The 19706-nt window shown below is 47.1% G+C and carries 13 protein-coding genes; 2 read left to right on the plus strand and 11 right to left on the minus strand.

Annotated features, from left to right (window positions below):
• Position 1 precedes the first annotated feature (1 nt).
• The 9 genes from tssB to B147_RS0107155 all read right to left on the minus strand — a co-directional run bounded on the left by tssB (position 2) and on the right by B147_RS0107155 (position 11672).
• On the minus strand, positions 2–523 hold the full coding sequence (gene tssB / locus B147_RS0107115) for a type VI secretion system contractile sheath small subunit (protein ID WP_020586530.1): 522 nt from the start codon (positions 521–523) through the stop codon (positions 2–4).
• Positions 524–644: 121 nt separating this feature from the next.
• Positions 645–1913 (minus strand): type VI secretion system protein TssA, encoded by a 1269-nt coding sequence (gene tssA, locus B147_RS0107120; RefSeq protein ID WP_020586531.1) that lies wholly within the window; start codon positions 1911–1913, stop codon positions 645–647.
• Positions 1894–2544 carry a hypothetical protein gene (locus tag B147_RS0107125; protein ID WP_020586532.1) on the minus strand — a complete coding sequence of 217 codons (651 nt, stop codon included), beginning with the start codon at positions 2542–2544 and terminating at the stop codon, positions 1894–1896. Before B147_RS0107125 ends, tssA begins: the two co-directional genes overlap by 20 nt.
• Positions 2545–2556: 12 nt before the next feature.
• The gene (locus B147_RS0107130) at positions 2557–6669 is read right to left on the minus strand and encodes a type VI secretion protein IcmF/TssM N-terminal domain-containing protein (RefSeq protein ID WP_020586533.1); all 4113 of its coding nucleotides are present in this window, start codon (positions 6667–6669) and stop codon (positions 2557–2559) included.
• Positions 6670–6673: 4 nt separating this feature from the next.
• Positions 6674–7384 (minus strand): type IVB secretion system protein IcmH/DotU, encoded by a 711-nt coding sequence (gene icmH, locus B147_RS0107135; RefSeq protein WP_083927832.1) that lies wholly within the window; start codon positions 7382–7384, stop codon positions 6674–6676.
• A 48-nt stretch (positions 7385–7432) separates the two neighbouring features.
• Positions 7433–8797 (minus strand): type VI secretion system baseplate subunit TssK, encoded by a 1365-nt coding sequence (tssK, locus tag B147_RS0107140; protein ID WP_020586535.1) that lies wholly within the window; start codon positions 8795–8797, stop codon positions 7433–7435.
• Entirely contained in the window at positions 8794–9261 is a 468-nt protein-coding gene (locus B147_RS0107145; RefSeq protein WP_020586536.1) for a hypothetical protein, read from the minus strand. Before B147_RS0107145 ends, tssK begins: the two co-directional genes overlap by 4 nt.
• 13 nt (positions 9262–9274) lie before the next feature.
• A complete protein-coding gene (locus tag B147_RS0107150; protein WP_020586537.1) occupies positions 9275–10525 on the minus strand; it encodes an FHA domain-containing protein in 1251 nt (416 codons plus the stop codon).
• Position 10526: 1 nt separating this feature from the next.
• Positions 10527–11672, minus strand: coding sequence for an FHA domain-containing protein (locus B147_RS0107155; RefSeq protein WP_020586538.1), 1146 nt, complete (start codon positions 11670–11672; stop codon positions 10527–10529).
• 339 nt (positions 11673–12011) lie between these two features.
• On the opposite strand from B147_RS0107155, the gene B147_RS0107165 reads away from it, so the two are divergent.
• Both B147_RS0107165 and B147_RS30135 read left to right on the plus strand, forming a co-directional pair.
• Positions 12012–13799, plus strand: a complete 1788-nt coding sequence (locus B147_RS0107165; protein ID WP_020586540.1) for a methyl-accepting chemotaxis protein — start codon at positions 12012–12014, stop codon at positions 13797–13799.
• A 26-nt stretch (positions 13800–13825) separates the two neighbouring features.
• Complete coding sequence (locus B147_RS30135) at positions 13826–16240, plus strand: bacteriohemerythrin (protein WP_020586541.1); 2415 nt, start codon at positions 13826–13828, stop codon at positions 16238–16240.
• 21 nt (positions 16241–16261) lie between these two features.
• Here B147_RS30135 and B147_RS30140 read toward each other — a convergent pair whose 3' ends face one another.
• Positions 16262–18802, minus strand: coding sequence for a hybrid sensor histidine kinase/response regulator (locus B147_RS30140; RefSeq protein WP_020586542.1), 2541 nt, complete (start codon positions 18800–18802; stop codon positions 16262–16264).
• Positions 18789–19679, minus strand: coding sequence for an HDOD domain-containing protein (locus B147_RS27725; RefSeq protein WP_020586543.1), 891 nt, complete (start codon positions 19677–19679; stop codon positions 18789–18791). The genes B147_RS30140 and B147_RS27725 overlap by 14 nt, the downstream gene beginning before the upstream one ends.
• Positions 19680–19706: the final 27 nt, after the last annotated feature.

The raw sequence follows: 19706 nt of genomic DNA on the forward strand, positions 1-19706 counted from the left end.
CTTAATCCTCCTGATCTTCCTGGTTTCCTTCGGGCTTGGGCGCAGCAGCCAGGCTTTTCATCAACTCGGGGTCATTGAGTATCTTGCCGATCAGTTCTTCCGCATCGGTCTTGCCGTCCATATAGGTTAACAGATTGGACAATTCGCTTCTGGCCTTGAGCAGTGTATTCAAGGCGTCCACTTTTCTGGCCACTGCCGCAGGTGAAAAATCTTCCATACTGTCAAAGGTAATATCTACCGGAATATTTCCTTCTCCGGTCAGGGTATTGGGCACACGGAATGCCACCCTGGGTTTCATGGATTTCATCCTGGCATCAAAGTTATCCACATCAATTTCCAGAAATTCCCTTTGGGCAACCGGTTCAAGGGGGTCTGCAGGTTTACCGGAAAGATCCGACATGACGCCCATTACAAAGGGAAGATTGATTTTCTTTTCCGCCCCGTAGACCTCAAGATCGTATTCAATCTGAACCCGCGGCGCTCTGTTTCTTGCGATAAATTTTTGTGAACTTTTGCTGACCATTACATTTTCCTTTTCTCATATATATGCTTTTGTATGAAAATACCAGCAAGTTGCTGAGTTAATTTCATATTTTGTTGTGGGGCGGGCCTGGGCGCTGATAGACCAGGTCGGCCCATGGCCGTTATTTAATAATTTTATTATTCAGCAGTTCTTCCACGTTTTTTAATAAGGCTTCATCTGCTATTTTACCGAGAATTTCTTGAAAATTTTTTCCCACAAGCTGTCTGGCCCTGTGAAGAAAAAAGGGGACCGGGCTTGAAGGCTCAAAGTTCCCATACCACTTTGTTGTTTTGTCCAGCCAGTCCAAAATATCTTTGCGCGACTGAATATGAAAACCTGACTGCCGTCCGGCCGGAAGGCTTTCTATATCCGGGTATTCTTCGGGAGGACCGAACAGAGCATTGATCTGGGGAACAGGTCCCAAAACATGGGAGATGATCTGGAAAAAATTTTTTCCCACCAGGGATTTTGCCCGGTTCAACAGCATGGCAACCGGGCTTGCCGGTTCATTTTGTTCATACCATTGGACCATTTCGCCTAACAGCGCATAGACATCATCGCGGCTGTTAAGCGTTTCTTGCACACCAGCATCGGCGGGATCTTCCGTGTCGCCGGAAATAGTTTCTTTGTCGGTATCACTTTCTTCCTCAACCCGGGTGCCAGTATATGGCTCTACAAAAGTCAGGATAGATTCAATTGTATTTTCAATATGTTGTATATTTGAGCCGTTGCGCTTTTGGCCTGCCGTTTCTGTTAAAAAGGTTTCAATATCCCTGATATGTTGCAAGGTCTCTTTTAAAGAGAATATCATTTGGGCTGTAAATTCAGGATCCGTGTCCCTGATGGCCGCTTCAATCAGATTTTTTTCGGCAGGAGTCTCATCTTTTGCCGCTTTGATTTCTCCCTGTGATATCAAAACATCCCTGTAAGAGAAGGCGCCTATCTGCCTGGACTTGCAGATGGGCATGCTTCTGATATTGTTTAACAACGGAGATGTCATGCTTGAAAGGCTTTGCAACACTTCCATTCGTTGTTCAAAGGGATTGGCGTCGTCAAGATCCGGTTCCGGAAAAATGTCGTCCCAGAAAGCAGTCATAACTTCCAAAAGAAAGCGGAATCCTTCGTTGAGCCCTGAGGTGCCATGGTTGGCCGTCATGGCGCACACCAGATGGAAAATGACCCACATTTCCTTACCCTGGAGCAACAACTTTTTGGCAAGGGCCTCGGCCTGCTGCCAGTCAGGGGGTTCGGCCTCGCTAAATTGGGTCTCTTCCTTTCCCTTGGCATGTTCTTCGAGTATATAATATTCGGTCAGGTCTGAAAGGTCTTCCCCGCAAGGATTTTCTTCGGTGACCGGGGCAAGTAATTTATCAAAATTTAATATGCTCATTTGATACCATGTTTAGTTGCATATTTGCATAGTGGGGTTGTTTTTCCCAGTTGGAAATAATCTCTTTGCCGGATAGGGTCCCTTTGGATAGGCAGGAAAATCCGGATTTTTCAAGGATTGAAAAAACTGGAAATTCACTGTCCTGTCCCCGAATGACGGGGGTTAAATCCGGAAGCCTTACCGATTTCAGATACACTGATTTAATGTCTTTTCTGTTGGTTTCCACGCTTGCCCCGGACAGCGTACGGTAGAAGCCGTCAATATCCGAAGCGGTGTAAACGGTTCTATATATTTCAAGCAGGTTATCTCTAATAGTAAACAGTTCTGCCCATTTTAACTGATTTTTTATGGCCGGCCTGCCCAGGGAAACAAAGAGGCTGAAAGGAAAATCCCGAAGTCCGTCGGATCCCTGCATAATCAAGCCGGTTACCAGATGGGCATCTTTGGCCGGAAAAAATAAAAAATGCCATATCCCCTGGGGGATCAGGGTGTTTTTTTGTCCAAAGACGTTAAGCAGCCACTCCTGCCACAGGCTGGTTTCAGTTGAGGTTATAATATTAATATAATCCTTATAAAATGGCAATTTGCCGTAAACTTCCACCATATATTGATTTTTAAATAGTCCGAACATGGGTTTGCAGCTCTATTTGCCCAAAGGAATGAAGGCCGGTAACGGCTCATCCCATTCAATGATCAGATTAACCTCTTGGGGTTCCGTGTCCGAATTTTTAGAAAAAAAGGCCAAAGGAAGCTTCCATTCACGGCTGTTGCTGATCCGGGTCTTTTTCCCGTTTCGGACCAGGTAGGCCGGGAATGAAAAATCGCTTTCCAGTAAAATCACCTGGGCCGATTCCCGGGTCTCCTCATTTTCAACCAAAAACTGGACCGGAATATCCTGGTCAATGTGCCATACCCCTTTTGCGGTTTTGTATCGGGAGCCGCTGAATCTTAATTTTAAGGTTTTTCCTCCCCCGTCTTTGTGCAGCCCCCTGATTTGAAGCACGGTATATTTTTTTGAAATTTGGGAGTCTTCATCAGAGATGGTAATTTTAATATCGTGGACCCGGGGCGATTGGTTCGGGCCGTATACAAAATCCATCCACTGGATGCCGGGGCGGGAAAACCGGTACCGTTTGCCTGTGGTGTCCTTTTCTATGGCCTGCCGTAATCCGTATTTTTTGTCCAGCGCATCCAGGCCCAGGGACTGGTCAAAACAAAAATCATAAAAATCTGCGCTGGATGCGGTGGTGTTGTGAACAGAAACCGTATTTTCGTTTCGACCGGACCAGGACTTGATGTCATTGACCCGGGCGAAGGGATAATTTCCCTTAAACCGATCATACCACTTGCCGATCAATTGCTTTTTGCCTTGGTTGAGCCCGGAATCATATCCTTTCTTGAGGATCGTAAGGCCGTGCGTTTGGATTTTTTCCAAACGTGCCGCAAGAATCTCTCCGCCGCCCAGGCCGCTGTCCACCCGGTTGCGAAAGGACGAGAATGATTTAAAGCTATACATCATGTCGTCGTCGTCATCCAGGGAACTCAGGGCTTGGGAGGGCATTTCCGATAATGAGTCAACGCATTGGTAAAAACGGTCCTGGGCACTTCCCAATGCCCCGAGATTCCCTGAAGCCATACTGTAAACAAAGGCCGTGCGGGTCACATTTTTTTCAAGCCCGATGATGGATTCATCACGGTCTTCTCCCAAAATTTTTTTCAGATTATCGAGTCCTGTTGATGTAACATTTTCTAAAAACAGATTAAAAGGCCAGGAGCCGGGATCTAAAAACAACCCCCTTTTGTTGAGCACCTGTTTGCGGTACTGCTCCCAGGTCCTTGCTGAAACAATGGATAAGGACGGATCATAGCCTTTCAGCGTATTGTTCCAAAAAATCAGATAATCTTTATATATCCGGGTCATGGACTGGGTGATTTTTTGGGTTCCCTGGGTGATATCCGGCCGGGAGGGATATTTTTTAACCATCCATGAATTGATATCTGAAAATAATTTAAATTTTTCTTCCAGCCATTTAATCCGCGCAGCATTGGGCAGATTCATGCCCCGTGTCAAGACGGTTTCTGTCAGGGTATTGCCTTCCAGGACCGTTGAGATTGCCGTTAACGCGGCTTTAAGGTCTGCATCCCATATTTCATCGTTCAGGTAGTTGCCGATAACCGTTTTAAGCTGCTCTTTTTTCCATCCCGGCGCATTAAGGGATTGGATTTTTCCGGACAAAAGCTCTTCCAGTTCCGTTTTTTTGGTATGCCATTTCGTATCCCAGGCCTCCAAAAACCCGATGATTCTTTCCGGGTTTTGGATAATCATTTTTTGATGGGGTTCATAAAAAAGCGGCGTGAATTTAAGTACCAGATCCACTATCCCAAGAACGCTCTCAAATTCCGGGTGGATATCCCCATCTTTGGTTAGCAGGGAATTGAGCAGATCCGGGTGATGGCCAAGGTCAGACAGTATGGCCCGGTTTGTTTCTTGGCAGACGCCTAAATGGCGCTCAACAGTCGGTTGAAAAAAATCAATTTCCCTTTGGGCCTTTCCCTGATCAAGCAGGTTGTAAAGCAGCTGGTAATCTTTTTCACATTCCTGGTGCAGTTTGGCCGGGAATACGGCACGGGTGCCGCTGCTGTATTTGACAAGCCGGTCAGCGGCAGATACGAACTTGCCGGCATTATGCTTAAAGGCCCTCTCTTCTTCTATCTTGGTGTCCTTGGAATTGAGCATGGCCCTGTATTGTTTCATGGCGTCAAGGAGATCTTTTTTCAACATGACCCAATTTTTTTCCGGAAAGGTTTTCCAGAAACGGTATAATCCTGTGATTTCCTGCCTGATAAACCACCTGGAGTTTTCAGGATCAGCGTGTGAAAGGTCAAGGGTCTCTCCTTTGGGAAATTCATCTGCCAGATTAAGAACCGTTTCGGTCTCAACATCCATCCAGGGGGCTTGGCCCTTTACCGTTGCTATGTCCGGCTCAAGTGAATAGAGCTGTCTTGGAGATTTGAGTAAAACCCCAAGTCCCAGTGACAGGTTTTCTATAAGCCTGATTCTGTCTTCATACCGGGGCGGCGGAATGATTATTTTTTGGGCGGCATCCTCCATGATGGGTTGAAACAACCCTTTAAGAAGAACAGCGTCCTCTATAGTTTTCATGTCCTTGATAATGGAGTTGTCTTTTCCCCGTAAAAACCGGTATGAGACCCCTTTCGAGGCAAGACGGTTACGATCTTTTTTGAGCCCTTCGGCCAGGGTGACGACATGACTGGCAGGATAGCGCGTGGCGGGATCCTTATTGGTTCCGGCCAGGTTTCCGGCCTGCTCCACCCGGGTGTGGGTGGGGTTTAAGACCTTTGTCAGAAGGGAATATCCGGTCCACAGGTACCAGACCGAGACCACACTGAAAAGACAGGCAATGATCATGGCACAGGTCTTCAGTTTTCTTTCCTTTTGGGAGACATTGCCCATCCGGGTGACCAGTCCGTTTTCAAGAAATACTTTTCTATAAAAGTTGTAAATAAAATAAGGCCTTGATTTGGAAAAGGACTCGGAAAACTGTGCGGCCCCTGAACCATCTTCTGATTCCAGCGCCTTGACAATGGCCTGGCCTTCCTGGAGCCCGCTGCTGAAAAAACAGCCCCTGAAAAGAAGGGTGGGATGAAATTTATCCGCTTTAAAGATCGTGCTTAAATAAGATTCCAGTGGTTTTTTGATATGGCTGAATCCGGTATGAAATGAAAAGATTCGGTCTGCCTCGTTTCCAACGGGAAGATCCCGAAGCCGCCGAAGGGACCATTTATAAAATCGGTGCCTTAGGGTTTCGAAGCGGTGATGAAAGGATTCCGGATTAAAGGGCTTGGGGTCGGTATCCTGGTTCCAACCTAGAATCTGGGTGTTTTCAATGGAAGCCAGGGACGCGCAAAATTCGGTAAACCCGTTGATCAGATCGGATTTTGAGACCATGATATATATGGGGAATTCAACGCCCAGCACCTCGGTAATTTCAAGCAGCTTGTCCCTGATTTTTCCGGCTTTTTCTTTTTGTCTGGCGGCATCATCATCTAAAAAGGAGGTTACCGGGATGGTAACAATAACGTTGTTGATCGGACATTGGGGCCGGTGTTTGGCCAGAAGCTTTAAAAAGGCATGCCATTCTTCTTTGTCCGGTGCCGAATCCACAGGCAGGGTAAACCGGCCGGCCGTATCAAGGATGACCGCGTCATTGGTAAACCACCAGTCGCAGTTAACCGTTCCTCCGGCACCGGACAAGGCATCTTTGCCGATTGGAAAATCAAGTCCGGATTGTTTGAGGGTGGTGGTTTTTCCCGATTGGGGTTCTCCGATGAGCAGGACCCATGGGCTGTCATAGATATTGATTTTTCTGGCTTTAAGGGTGGCCATGGCGGTCTGCCATTTATCTTTGATGGAACCGATGGCCGTTTTTAACTGCTGCTGGCGTTGTTTCTTTTGTTGGGCGGTTTCCCCCAAGGCCGCTTCCATTTTTTTTGAGCGGCTGAGCTGAATGTTTTTCCATAAAAGATAAATAATGAGCAAAATCAAGGCGGCAACCACTATGCCGCCGATGACCATATAAATCGCCCGGGAACCAAGGGAGGCACAGGATTGCCACAGCATGAAAAAAAGAAGTGTAAGGATAATACCGCCGATAACACTACCCGTGATCTTGGCCCCGGAGGATTTTAGGAGCCGGGAAACAAAACCTGTGATGGTTGACAAAATAGAGGTCATGGGATCAGTATCCTTTAGTCAAATTCCGGCTTACATTGTGGATAAACTCTGATGCCTCATGCCAAAGCAGCTGGCTTGAAATGGTATATACCACCATCGACACAATCAGCACGGTGGTAATGGCAACGATTCCAAACAGGGGGGGCAGTATTGAAATCGGCTTGACAACGGCTTCTTCCGCGCCGGGTGAAAGCCTTCGTTCATCTTCGGGAAGTCTTTCATTGATAAGGGCATAAAGCCTTTTTTTCATTTCTTTATCCCGGACGATTTTCCGGTCAAACCCAATGGCCAGACAGACAAAGAAAAGTTCGGCCAGTTCCGGGTCCCGGTAGCCGTCATTTTCCAGTAATTCAAAGAATCTTTCTCCGGCAATGTTTTTTTCGAACAGATCCATTTCCAGCGGGTGATTCTGCCATTCATTATGGTATTCCCAGGATGAAAATATAATCACCTCATCAATTAATGCCGTCAGAACGTATTTAATCAAATCAAGCCGGGTATGAAAACGGGAATGTTCCAACAACTTTTTTTCAACGTCTGATAAAAGTGTCTTGGCATCGTTGCGAAGCACATCAGGAGATATCTGTTCTCCTTTTGACAGTTTGAGCTTGAGTTCCACCAGATAGTTCAAAAGGGGGGACGCCGATTGAATGATTATATTCCCCGGACTTGAAGTCATTGGAGACGGTGTTTCCTGATGTTGACCGTTGTGCATGGCATTCTTTCCTGATTATAGGCATGTGCCTGGATAAATATTTAAGCATTAAGACTGTTTGATATGAACAAACAATTTCATATCCGGCAGCAGGTTGCCTGGAATTCCCCGGATTTCAAACATCAGCTCTTTTCTGAATCGCTCAATAAATTCCAGGTTGTCCGTAAAGCTGAGTTTGAAATAATGAAGGCCGCTCCGGTCCTGCAGGCCGATGGGTATCCTTTTTATGTTTTCACAGGAGATCCCCCTGCGCCTTTCCGCTAAAAGATCATCAATGACGGACGGGGGCCCCATTTTCACCCTTAAATCACTGATGATGGCAATCAACTCGGTGTCTGTCATATCGGTTTCAATACACAGGTAAACCGGGTAATCATTTTCAATCCACTCCAGATCCAGGGGACACAGCCGGGTATTTTTACGCAGTTCAAAATCCCTCTGGGCAAATTCGGGAACCACCCCGCCTTCAAGGAGGCTCCAGATCAGTTCAAACAATCTTTCCATGACCTGGGTTAAATGGGTATGCCGGTATTCAGGGACATCAAGGGGCATTTCAGTGATCAGGGCTGACAGGCCGCCTGCAAGTCTTACCAGCTCCAGATAAATTTGAAGGGGATGGGTTTCGTCCATGGCTGTCAATTGCCTTAAAACCAGTCCGAAACTTGCAGTGATCTGGCAGCGCACCAGGGCTGTTAATGCATTTGCCGGGTCCGCCAGCATCATCCGGTGTTTTTCAGTCAACTCCCGTCGGATATACGTGGCCTGATTGTTGAGATGGATAACCAGGTTGGTCAGTTTTTCTCTAAATCCTGTTGCGGCGTTTAAATTCAAAAGAGGCGGAATAAAATCCACGTCAACGGCAGGAAGATCTGTCTGGGGGGACAGGATAATCCGGGTGAGCTGAATACTTTCAAATTCTTCTCCGGGCGGCTCTCCAAAAAAGGTTCTGACATTCCATAGCCGGACTTGGATGGCCTGCTCATTCTCCCCGGTGGAATCATCTTCAACTTCAACCTCCCGGATGAGTGCGGGCTTAACCGTACCGGTGTTTTCTTCCTCAAATCTGTGAACTGCGGGCAAATGGTCTTCTTTTTTTCGGATGGCGGCCCAGACCGGCAATGCCGTATTGCTTTGTTCAAAGTGCTCTTTAAAGGATTTTTCAGGAGAAACCGCATTCCCGGGGATTTCAACCCAGGTCCCATCAGGCATCCTGAAACAGGCCCGGTGGATTTTAAGACGGAATCCCTCCAAGGCACTTTTGTCAATGGACAGGGATGCAACACCCCAGTTGTTGGGCAGTGCCATGGTTTGGTGGTTTATCCTTGTATTTGCAGCCTGTTCCGCGACCTGAAAATGATGGGGCTGGATAAACATTCCCTCATGCCAGTTCACTGGTGCCGTACCATAAATCATCGTTTTTGCTCCAACTGTTTAAGCTCTAAATTATTTCCCCTGATCAAAACAATATACTGGTTGACGGTGTCCGGGCAGTCGATGATCAACTGCTGGGCATCCCGGTTTATGGCATCTTCAAAATCCGCGAATACAAGGACTTTAGAAATATCCGGTTTAAGAACGATGTTTTTAGTCCGTTGCCCTCCCCCTGACATTGCCAGAAGATATAACTCATCATCTAAGAGCGTATCCCGCAGTTGGCTTCCAAACCAGTCTTCCGGACCGATTTTGATAATTTTTTGCATGACCGGCGCCGGGGTGACAATAACATCAACGGGCAGTAACACATTTGAATTGATAGTAGAATCTGCCTTAAATTCCAGCGTCAGGGTCCTGGCTTTATGTTTGTTTTTGAACGCACAGGATGTCATCAGCATAGCGGTCAGAATACAGATGATGAATTTTAAACCCCATTTTTTCATGTATCTTTTCTCCTTACGAAATTATTTTATTTTTTATTATTTGCCTGACAATGCATGCCCCTAACCCTTCTAGCTCGGCCTCTTTTAGAACCCGTTTTACAGAAGTTAATAAAGAGGGATTATTATTGGAAAGCGATGGAAACAGACCTTTATGTTCTTCGTGATCTAAGACCCTGATAATCCGACTACCCAGCTCTTTTTCAAGTATTGTCAGGGCATCCCTGTGGGCGGCCAATACCGCAACCATGTTTTTTTCCAGTCGTTCAACACGGCCGGTCAGATCTGATTGTTCTGCGGCATCTAATGCCTTTTCAATTTCCAAACTAGAAAACGGCTTGCAAGTCGTTCCTTTTGCCAGTCCTGAAGAAACGGCATCCTCAATAAATCCTGATACAATTGTCTCCATGCGGATAAGGGTGTCGGCCAATATTTTTTTTACAGGATCAGGCTTTTCCGGCGCTTTCAAAACCACAGCCGGCTTGTTTTCAGGAACACAAAAATTATTGGTAAGCCCTTGAACAAATGCCGTATCCTGGCTCAATATTCTTGCAGCTGGGCTTCGCTGTTCTTTTAAAACCGCTTTGATAAATCCAAGGGAATCAATCCTTTTTGTGTTGCCCTGGCTGGCAATGTCGAGAATCGCCCACATCCTTGGAGGGGTCATGACCTGGCCCTTGTGAGGAAACCGATACCTTGGGTTTACATCATATGCCCCGGTCCAGCTCGATATGATTGTATTAAGATCGGGGCCGCATACTTTTTTCATCCCATCATACATATTCAACTTTTTGGGGCTATAAAAGTCCGGTTGCGCAAAAACATCTGAAATATCAATGTAATGATTTTTGTCTTTAAGTGCGCCCCAAATTGCTTTTAACGTGTCACTGAACCGGTATGTATCCGGAGGATCATTAAAAAAATCGTCTTCAAGGCTAATATCACCTTTGTATACGGGGAGTTCAATTATTTCTATAATGGTTCCCCCAACCTTTAACATCATACCCGGGGCCAACTTGATTTTGCTGATTCGCGAGCCATTGTGCCAGGTGCCGGCAAGGCTTTTGTCATCGGTAAGATAGAACTCTTTTCCTTGCTTTGACACATTGGTATGCCACCGGGAAACGGTCATGTCAAAGGGAAGGGTTAAATGGTTACCAACCTGCCTTCCGATCAGGGTCGGTGATTTATTGTTCCTGATACAGGTCCTAAGACCGTCCATTGGGCCGCCGATCACCTCCAATGCCAACGTCATAGCCGTATCCATTTTAGTTCTCCGGATATTTATCCAGCAGCCGTTGTGCCCGGCCGTAGTAATGGGAACCCTCCGGAATATCTTTTAAATAATCCCTGGCAATGTCGACATCTCCTTGATTTATAAGCCGCTCGGCTTTGTTAAAATGGGTCTTATACGCATCTGCCTCATTGTTTTCGAACCTGTCAAACTTCGGGGTTTCGACCGCTGCCGGTGGCGATTGTACCTGAGCACCTGGGACGGTTTCTTTTTGGCCCGGTCCACTGAAAAAGAGCATGTAGACCATAGAAATAATGATCAGTACGGCCAGGCAGATAATGCCTGCAATTATCAGTTTGTCCTTATCCACACTTATTTTTCGGGCCTGGCCGGCGGGATTTGACGGCACAGGTTCAAAAATGCCGGGAGCCGCTTGAGGCGCCGGATCAAAATTCGGTGGCGGGGGGCTTGCGGGTTGTTGGAAGTCGCCGTGGGTTTGGTTTGACAGGTCTGGGGCGGTTCTTTGTATCGGATCAAACCCGCCGTCACCTTCAGGGCCGGTGCTTGAAGGTTGTGGTGACGGACCGGTATATTCTTGTTTCCAATTATCTGAAAACCTGCTGTCAGCTGAAAAAGGAGGCCGGTCATCCAAGGATCCCGAATCAGGGGACATAAAGGTGTCCTTGGGCGAAGGGTCAAATGGTTTCACGGGCTTGGGTTCAAGAACGGCTTCCGTAAAAGAAGGGGGCGGCTCCGGAACGGCCCGGCTTGCCTGTTCGGGACGGTGCCTTGGTGTTATGATAACGGTTTTTTCCTCATCATATTCAAACTCTAAGCGGCACAATACATCACCAATGCTGAAGGATGCAGGCGGCGTGATATCAATGGTCGGGCCGGCATAGAGATGACTATCCATATAAAGCCCGTTCCGCCCGTAAATTTCTATTTTTACCTTTCCACCGTTCCTTATGATTTTTAAATGTTTTCGGCTGACAGTTCTATTTTCAATGAAGAAGTTGTTATCCATCTGTCGGCCGACCGTAACCTCTGTCCCGGAAGATAAACACAATTTGTTTTCCGGGTCGTCCTCCATGAAAAACAGAAGTTTTTCTTCCTCAAAGTCAGATTTTACACCTCCATATACAGTTCCGTCATCATCGAAAAAATTACTGGAATTCATGATCTGTTTCTTTATGTTGATTAATATAATATTTCATATTTTTAATATTATCTTTCTTTTAAAAGCAAGCAATTTCAATAAAAATTCAGTGATATCCGGTTAGGGTTTTGCGTTAGCTGATTTGATTCGTTCTTTAACTTCTGCTGCCTGGTCTCCTTTGCATAACAATTGAGAAATTCGTCGCTGGAAAAATTCAACAATTGCTGTTTCGTAAATTTCGTATTGAGGTGATGTCATAAATTTGGTAATTTTAAGCAATTACAAGAAAATCATGTCTTCCCATCTCCGGGACGATGCATGCTTGCCATTTAAGTTCATTTTTTAAATCCGGGGGGAACGATGAAAAAAATTGTGGATCTGCCGATTTTTATCAAATTTATGGCTGTGGGTATTGGTACAACAATTCTGCTGGTCTGTGTCCTGCTCTTTTTTTATGTTCGTTCCGACAAGGTTGCGACCGTTGAATCGTATGCAGAAAAAGCAAGGTCCATTTGCCTGGTCAGTGAATCCGTGCGCCAGGAAGTGGAGGAAAAATGGGCACTGGGCCTTTTCCCCCTGGAGAATATTCAATCCTACGCTGAGTCAGGCCAGACAGATAAACTCCTGGCAACTGTGCCTGTGGTCTCCGCCTGGAAGGCGGCCATGCGCAAGGCAGAACAGGGCGGTTATACCTTCCGGGTCCCTAAGTTCAGCCCCCGAAATCCCCAAAATGAACCTGATTTTGGACAACCTTATAAAATTGAAGGGCCGGCTCTTGAAAAGATTAGAAAGGAGCAGTTGGATGAATACTATGTGGTGGATACACATACCAATTCCGTCCGGTATTTCTTGCCCATCCGTCTGTCTGAAACCTGCCTGGTCTGCCACGGTGATCCGGAACAGTCCAAAACCCTTTGGGGACGGGACGATGGAAAAGATCCCACCGGCGGCCCCTTTGAAAACTGGAAAGCCGGGGAAATCCATGGCGCCTTTGAAGTCATCCAGTCCCTGGATGAGGCAGATGCACAACTGCGATCCAGAGTTTTTAAAGCCGCTGCACTTATCGTTGCCGGTACGCTTCTGGCTGCTCTGGTGTTTTTCCTTGTGTCCCGGTCCATCACCGGCCGGTTAAAACAGGGGGTGGCGTTTGCCAATGTCATGGCAGAAGGGGACTTGACCCATGACATTGATATTGAGTGCGAGGATGAGACAGGGAAACTGGCCAGGGCCATGAACAGCATGGTAAAAAATCTGCGGGGGATGATGGAGAACATCCGCCAAGGGGTGGAGACGCTGTCCGGTTCCTCGGACCAGTTGAACGAGGCATCCCAAACCATGTCTACCGATTCTTCACAAGCTTCTGAACTAGCTGTATCCGTAGCTGCAGCCGCCGAAGAGATGAGTGCAAGCATGGCCAGTGTCAGGGCATCCATCGAGGAAACTGCCGGTAATGTTAATTCCGTTTCAGCCGCAGCCGAGGAGATGACGGCAACCATCAATGAAATCGTAACCAATACGGAACAGTCCAGACAAGTGACCGAGACCGCCGTATCCCAGGCGGGACAGGCGTCGGAAAAAGTGGCGCAACTGGGATCGGCCGCCTTGGAAATCGGGAAAGTAACCGAGACCATCACCGATATCTCCGAGCAAACCAATCTTTTGGCCTTAAATGCCACCATTGAAGCGGCCCGGGCCGGGGAAGCGGGTAAAGGCTTTGCCGTGGTGGCCAATGAAATTAAAGTACTGGCCAATCAGACGGCGGAAGCGACCACTGAGATCCGGATGAAGATCGAGCGGATGCAGGGCTCCACCCAGGAGACCACAGAGGGTATTGAACGAATTATTGGTGTGATTAATGCAATTAACCAGAGCGTCGCCGCCATTGTGGATGCTGTGGAACAGCAATCCCAAGCCACGGCGGAAATTGCCCGGAATGTCTCCCAGGCCTCCCTTGGTATTTCCGAGGTGACTGACAATGTGGGTCAGTGTGCCACGGTTGCCGATGAAGTGGCCAAGGATATATCCCGCGTCAGCCTCGCGTCAAGCGAAATCTCAAACCGCAGCATTAATGTTAAATTCACGGCCGAGGAGTTGTCAGGATTAGCGGCCAAGCTTAATGAATTAATGGCTGGATTCAAATTGTCCTAGGCTTTTGGAAAACAAGGGGAAAAAGTATGAAATTGAATTTCAAGTATAAAATTATCCTGCCTGTATTTTTTTTGCTCATTGTGGGTTTAGGTGGTTTGGCCTATATTGCCGGTTCGAAGGCCAAAAGCGCGCTTAGAAACAATATCATAAGTCAGCTTGTTAAAACCAGCCAATCAACAGTTGTAACGATGGATACATGGGTGGAGGACCGGACCAAGGATATTGCGGCATGGCGGACCCTGCAGATTTGCCGTGATGCATTAGAAAAGGGGACACAAGGCGAGATAGCCCGGGAAAACATGAGCCGGATGTTTACAGAATGGCGCCGGCAATACGGGTTTTATGAAGGAATCAGTCTTGCGGATCCGGCCGGTGAAGTTATCTCGGGATCTCCTAGGTCAATTATAGGGAAAATTAATATTGGGGAAAGAGATTATTTTAAAGCATCCATGGCAGGCAAAATCAAAGTTTCAGACATCTTGCAGAGCAAAATCTCGGGGAATTCGGCTTTTGTTATTTCAAGCCCCATAAAAAAGGGGGGTGTCGTTTATGGGGTCTTGTTTGCAGTGGTGGATCTGCAGGCATTTTCAGCGAAATTTACCGATCCTGTTAAAATTGGAGAAAAAGGCTATGCATATCTGATAGACAGCAACGGGATGGTCGTTGCACATCCGGATAAAAGCAATATCAACAGGTTGAACCTGGCCGATACTGAACACGGGCAGCAGATCATAAACCTGAATAATGGCTGCCTGGCGGCAACCGTGGATGAAAGAGCGATTCATAACGCCTTTGCCCGTTCAAGTAAAATCAATATCATTGCAGTTGTCCAGTCTGATGATCAGGAAATGTTCACACCCATCAGTGCGCTTACCCGTTTTAATATTATCATATCCGTAATGATCATCCTCTGTGCCATAGTCATTGTTTGGATCATGGCTTCAAGGATTGTCCGGCCGATCAATGCCACTGCAGCAGCGCTTAAGGATATCTCTGAGGGTGACGGAGACTTAACCCAGCGGGTTGCCGTCCAAAGCCAGGATGAAATAGGGGAATTGGCAAGGTGGGTAAATAGATTCATCACCAGGTTGAACAAAATTATCGTGCATATCGGCATGGATTCGGAGACCGTCTTTGCTTCTTCCGAAGAACTGCTTTCTGTGGCGGAATTTATGTTGGAAGATTCAGAGAGTCTTACAGGCAAGTCTGAAACTGTGGCTGCTGCCGCAGGAGAAATGAGTCAGAACATGAGTTCCGTAGCGGCTGCCACTGAACAGGCTGCCGGCAATCTGGCATCGGTGACGGATGCTGCAGGACAGATGAAACAAGGCTTGGATCATGTGGCTGAAAATTGTGACAAAGCCAGACAAATAACCAAAACTGCTGCAGAAACGGTGAATGCGGCAACCAATAAAGTTGCTAGATTGGGCTCCTCTGCTGAGGATATCACACGGGTCACCGAAGTTATCACTGATATTGCCGAGCAGACAAACCTTTTAGCCCTGAATGCCACCATTGAAGCGGCAAGAGCCGGCGAAGCCGGAAAAGGCTTTGCGGTGGTGGCAGGAGAAATAAAGAACCTGGCCGCCCAAACAGCTGGTGCAACCATGGACATAAAACAAAGGATAGAAGAGATTCAGCACTCTTCAAATGCCACTGTTCAAGAGGTTGAACAGATCACCCAGGTTATTTCAGAAGTGACAAGGATTGTTTCGCAAATTGCCGAGGCCATAGAAGAACAGTCCGGATATGCATCCCAAGTGGCTGAAAACATAGAGCAAGCGTCATTAGGTATCAGGGAGATCAATGAAAATGTCGTTAATAGTTCCATGGCATCAACACAGATTTCCGACGATATTGCAGAAGTTAACGAAGTGTCCGGAGAGATGACCCAGCGCAGCGTCAGATTAAAGCAAAGCGCCCAGGATCTTTCCAGCCTTTCCGGTAAACTGAGGAATATGATCGGTGTTTTTAAAGTATCGGTTGAAGAGGCCGGTGTGGATGAAGAACCGGATATAAAACCCGAGGCGATTAATGATCTCATGCCCTGGGGAAGACGTCTGGCCCTTGGCATTCCCGAGGTTGATAAGCAGCACAAGGAGCTGGTTTCCATGGTGAATGAACTTCACCGGGCCATGCGGATGAAAATGGGAAACCAGGAGGCGGGTTCCATTTTGACGCGTTTAGCCAATTATACGGTGTATCATTTCGAGTATGAAGAGAAATTGTTTGATACCCACGGATATCCGGATACTCCGAATCATAAAAAAATACATAAAGATCTTGTGGCCAAGGTTTTGGCGTTTACCAAGGAGTTCGAAGAAGGCCGGGCCGCGCTTTCCATGGATTTGATGAAATTTCTTACGGACTGGCTGAAAAATCACATAATGAAAACAGATAAGGCCTATGCCCCATTTTTAAAAGAGAAACTGGGGCTGTAAAAAAGAAACGGTATCGCGGATTCAGTGGAAACCGTCCTGTTCAGAGACATTCTCAAGACAGTCCACGATATTTTTGCATGCGTCTTGTAACTGCAAAATTAAAGGGGACGTATCTTTAATCTTTGATTCCGCCCCCATTTGTTCGAGCCGGTAGGCGGTTTCTGCCGTAGATTGGGCGGCCAGATACTTACACATTCCCTTTAGCTGGTGCGCGCTTTTTTGCAGCCCTGGACCATCGCCGGCAGAAATACTGTCCATAATCCGGGTCAGAACAGGGCCATGGTTCTTTTTAAATGTTTGAATACATTTATCGAGCAGGGATTTGTTTGAATTCATAATTTCCCTGAGTTCGGCCATGTCCACAACCGCTTCGTCTTCATGTCTTTGAACCAGTGCTTCCTTTTGGTCAGCATTGCTTTTGAAGCAGTCTTCGGGCAGAATTCGTTTAAGCACACCTGCCAAAGCGCCGGCAGTCAGGGGTTTTGTAATGTAATCATTCATCCCATTGGCCAGGAAGAGCTCCCGGTCCTGCTTCATTGCGTGGGCGGTCAGGGCAATGATGGGTACCGGCGCAAGGTTGTGTTCCTTTTCATACGCCCGAATATTCACAGCGGCATCCAGGCCGCTCATTACCGGCATCTGGCCGTCCATAAGTATCAGATCAAATTGACCGGCTTTGAATAGATCCAAGGCTTCCTGACCGTTCTCAGCGACCTGGATATCCGTCAGATTCATTCTTTTCAAAAGATTTTCAGCCACAATGCGGTTTATTTCATCATCTTCTGTAAGGAGCAGTCGGCATGGACAGGTCACCCGGACAGTTTCAGAGTGCACCTGCATTTTTGGGATTTCGCCCTGGGTTTCAATGTTAATTAAGGAATCGGCCGATGACATACAGGCGATAAAATCCGCATACTTTACGGGTTTGTTCAGGTTTATGATACGGGGGTGGGCGGCCGTGCTTTGTTCCGGGTTTTGCCGGCCAAGGAAAGCCAGACGCACAAATGTCGTATCTGAAATATCGCAAGTCTGCGCTGCGGCTTCAACCAGGTCCGTTGACGGCATTCCGGAAAGATCCTGGTCAAAAAAGACATAGCTGAACGGCGTACCCGACTGCCGGGCCGAAAGGATTCTGCTGCAGGCATCAATGATATCGCAGGCTTCCTGGAACGCGCATCCCAACGGTTTCATATATTCAATCAGTACCCGTCTGGCTGCCGGGTTGGCATCGGCGATCAAGACCAAAGAATTTTGTTCCAGAGCCACATCGGACATGGGTTCCGGTTTGTTCTGCTGTTTAAATTCTATTTTGGACCAGAAGGTGGACCCTTCATTCTCCTGTGATGATACGCCGACTTTTCCGCCCATCAGTTCGGTCAGCTGCTTTGAAATAGCCAGTCCAAGCCCGGTGCCGCCATATTGCCGGGTCATACTTGAATCCATCTGGGAAAAAGATTGGAATAATCCGCTTATCTTGCCCTTTGGAATCCCAATGCCTGTGTCCGTCACTGAAAATTTCAGCAGAACGCCGGACAAGGATTTTGATTCTAAACTGATCTGAAGCACAACGCCTCCCTGCCGGGTAAATTTAACGGCATTTCCGCAGAAATTCATGATGATCTGGCGTAGCCGCACCGGATCGCCCTTTAACATCACCGGCACATCCGCTTCAAAAATTGTGGCAAAAAAGAGGCCTTTTTCAAATATGGATATGGAGATAATATCTGAAAGCTCTTCCATGACCTGTCTTAGATTGAAATCAATTTCCTCAATATCCAGTTTTCCCGCTTCGATTTTTGAATAATCCAGGATATCGTTAATGACGTTGAGAAGTGCGTTGGACGAGTTTTTCATGAGCATGGCAAAATGACGCTGCTCTTGGGTCAGCGGGGTCCCCAGAAGAATTTCGACCATGCCGATCACCCCGTTCATGGGGGTTCGTATTTCATGACTCATATTTGCCAGAAATTGATCTTTTGCAATATTTGCGGCTTCTGCCCGTTCCTTGGCTTGGGCCAGGGCTTTGTTGGACTGTTCCAGTTCAGATGTCCGGTTTTGAATTTCGGAGTGAAGCAGTTTGGAATATTCGGCGCTTTGGGTCTGGTTCTGGGCCAGAATATCCTGGTACTTTTTTTCCAAAACCTTGATTCTTCGATCACGCTGCTCTTTATGGGCTGCGAGCAATGCCTTCTCTTCAGACAGGAGCTGTTCTTTTTTATGAAGATTCTTGCATAGATTGATAATATCCCGGGTCATGGCAAACGCCATGGGCGGATCAGCGTCCCGGGGGATTCCACATACAATAACCGAATTCATTTCTCCCAGGGATAACGACAGTAAAGGCCCGTTGGGGCCGGTTAAGATCTGTCCGCTGTCAGCGCTCTGCCGCAGCTGGGTTACAAGGCTGTCATCCATGGGATGGCCTGATAAGGTCCCCACAACGCCGCCTGTGTTCAGTAAAATCGCAAAGTTGTATGTTGGAAGATATTTATTCAGCAGCGCAAGAAAGTCGGCGTTGATTTCGTCATCGGATTCTTGAAGAATATCATCAAACAAGTTCATCGGTATCGTCATCCCCAAGGGAATAAATCTCCTTAACCCTTGCAATTTCCTGGGGCAGATCATCCATTATGGCACGATAGCCCATGATATTTTCCTTGATGTGGGAAAGCAGTGGCGGGGAGTGTAATTTTTTTTCTGTTTCCGGGTATGCCGTATACTCTAACATAGAGGCCAGATATTCCGCGATTTGCAGGATGCCGGCGTGGCTGTCAGGATCCACCGTTTTCATGACATCGTGATGATTTTTCATCCCCTGGCAAAGGTCCGGCTTCAACCCCCATTGCCGGGTCAGCAGATAACTGATGATGGTATGATCCGTTCCCATGACCATTCGTTCGTGATCAATCAGTTTTTGGTTTGCCGGTTTAAATGTGCGGCAGAACGATTTGAACTTTTCCGGAGCCACCTGATCCTCAACGATCAGGCCGATATCGTGGAGAATACCGCATAGGAAGTCATCCTCTCCTTTCCGGGCAAAAATCCGTTCAGCAATCATTTGGCAGCAAATGCTTGTCACGGCACAATGGGCCCACAGTTTTTTTCTGGAAAATTCTATGGTGCTTGAATCCTTTGAAAAAAGATTTTTCACTGCGTCGAGAACAATCATGTTTTTTAGGTTGTCCATCCCGATGTAGGCAACCGCTTCAGATATGCTTTTGATTTTTGTTCTCAGGGAAAAGTAGGAAGAGTTGATCAGCTTTAAAATTCGTAAGACCAATGTGGGGTCAACCCGGATCACCGTTTCAAATTCCTCAAGAGAAGAGGTATCTTCGTCAATCATCTTCATCAGGCGGGCCGCAACGGGGGGGACTGTTTTCAGGGCTGTAAATTTATCCAGGTATAGCTTTGCCGTATTGTGATAACCGGATGATTTCACATGAAATTCCTAATCAATAACCTCGGA

It is taken from the genome of Desulfobacter curvatus DSM 3379 (assembly GCF_000373985.1).
Lineage (GTDB): Bacteria > Desulfobacterota > Desulfobacteria > Desulfobacterales > Desulfobacteraceae > Desulfobacter > Desulfobacter curvatus.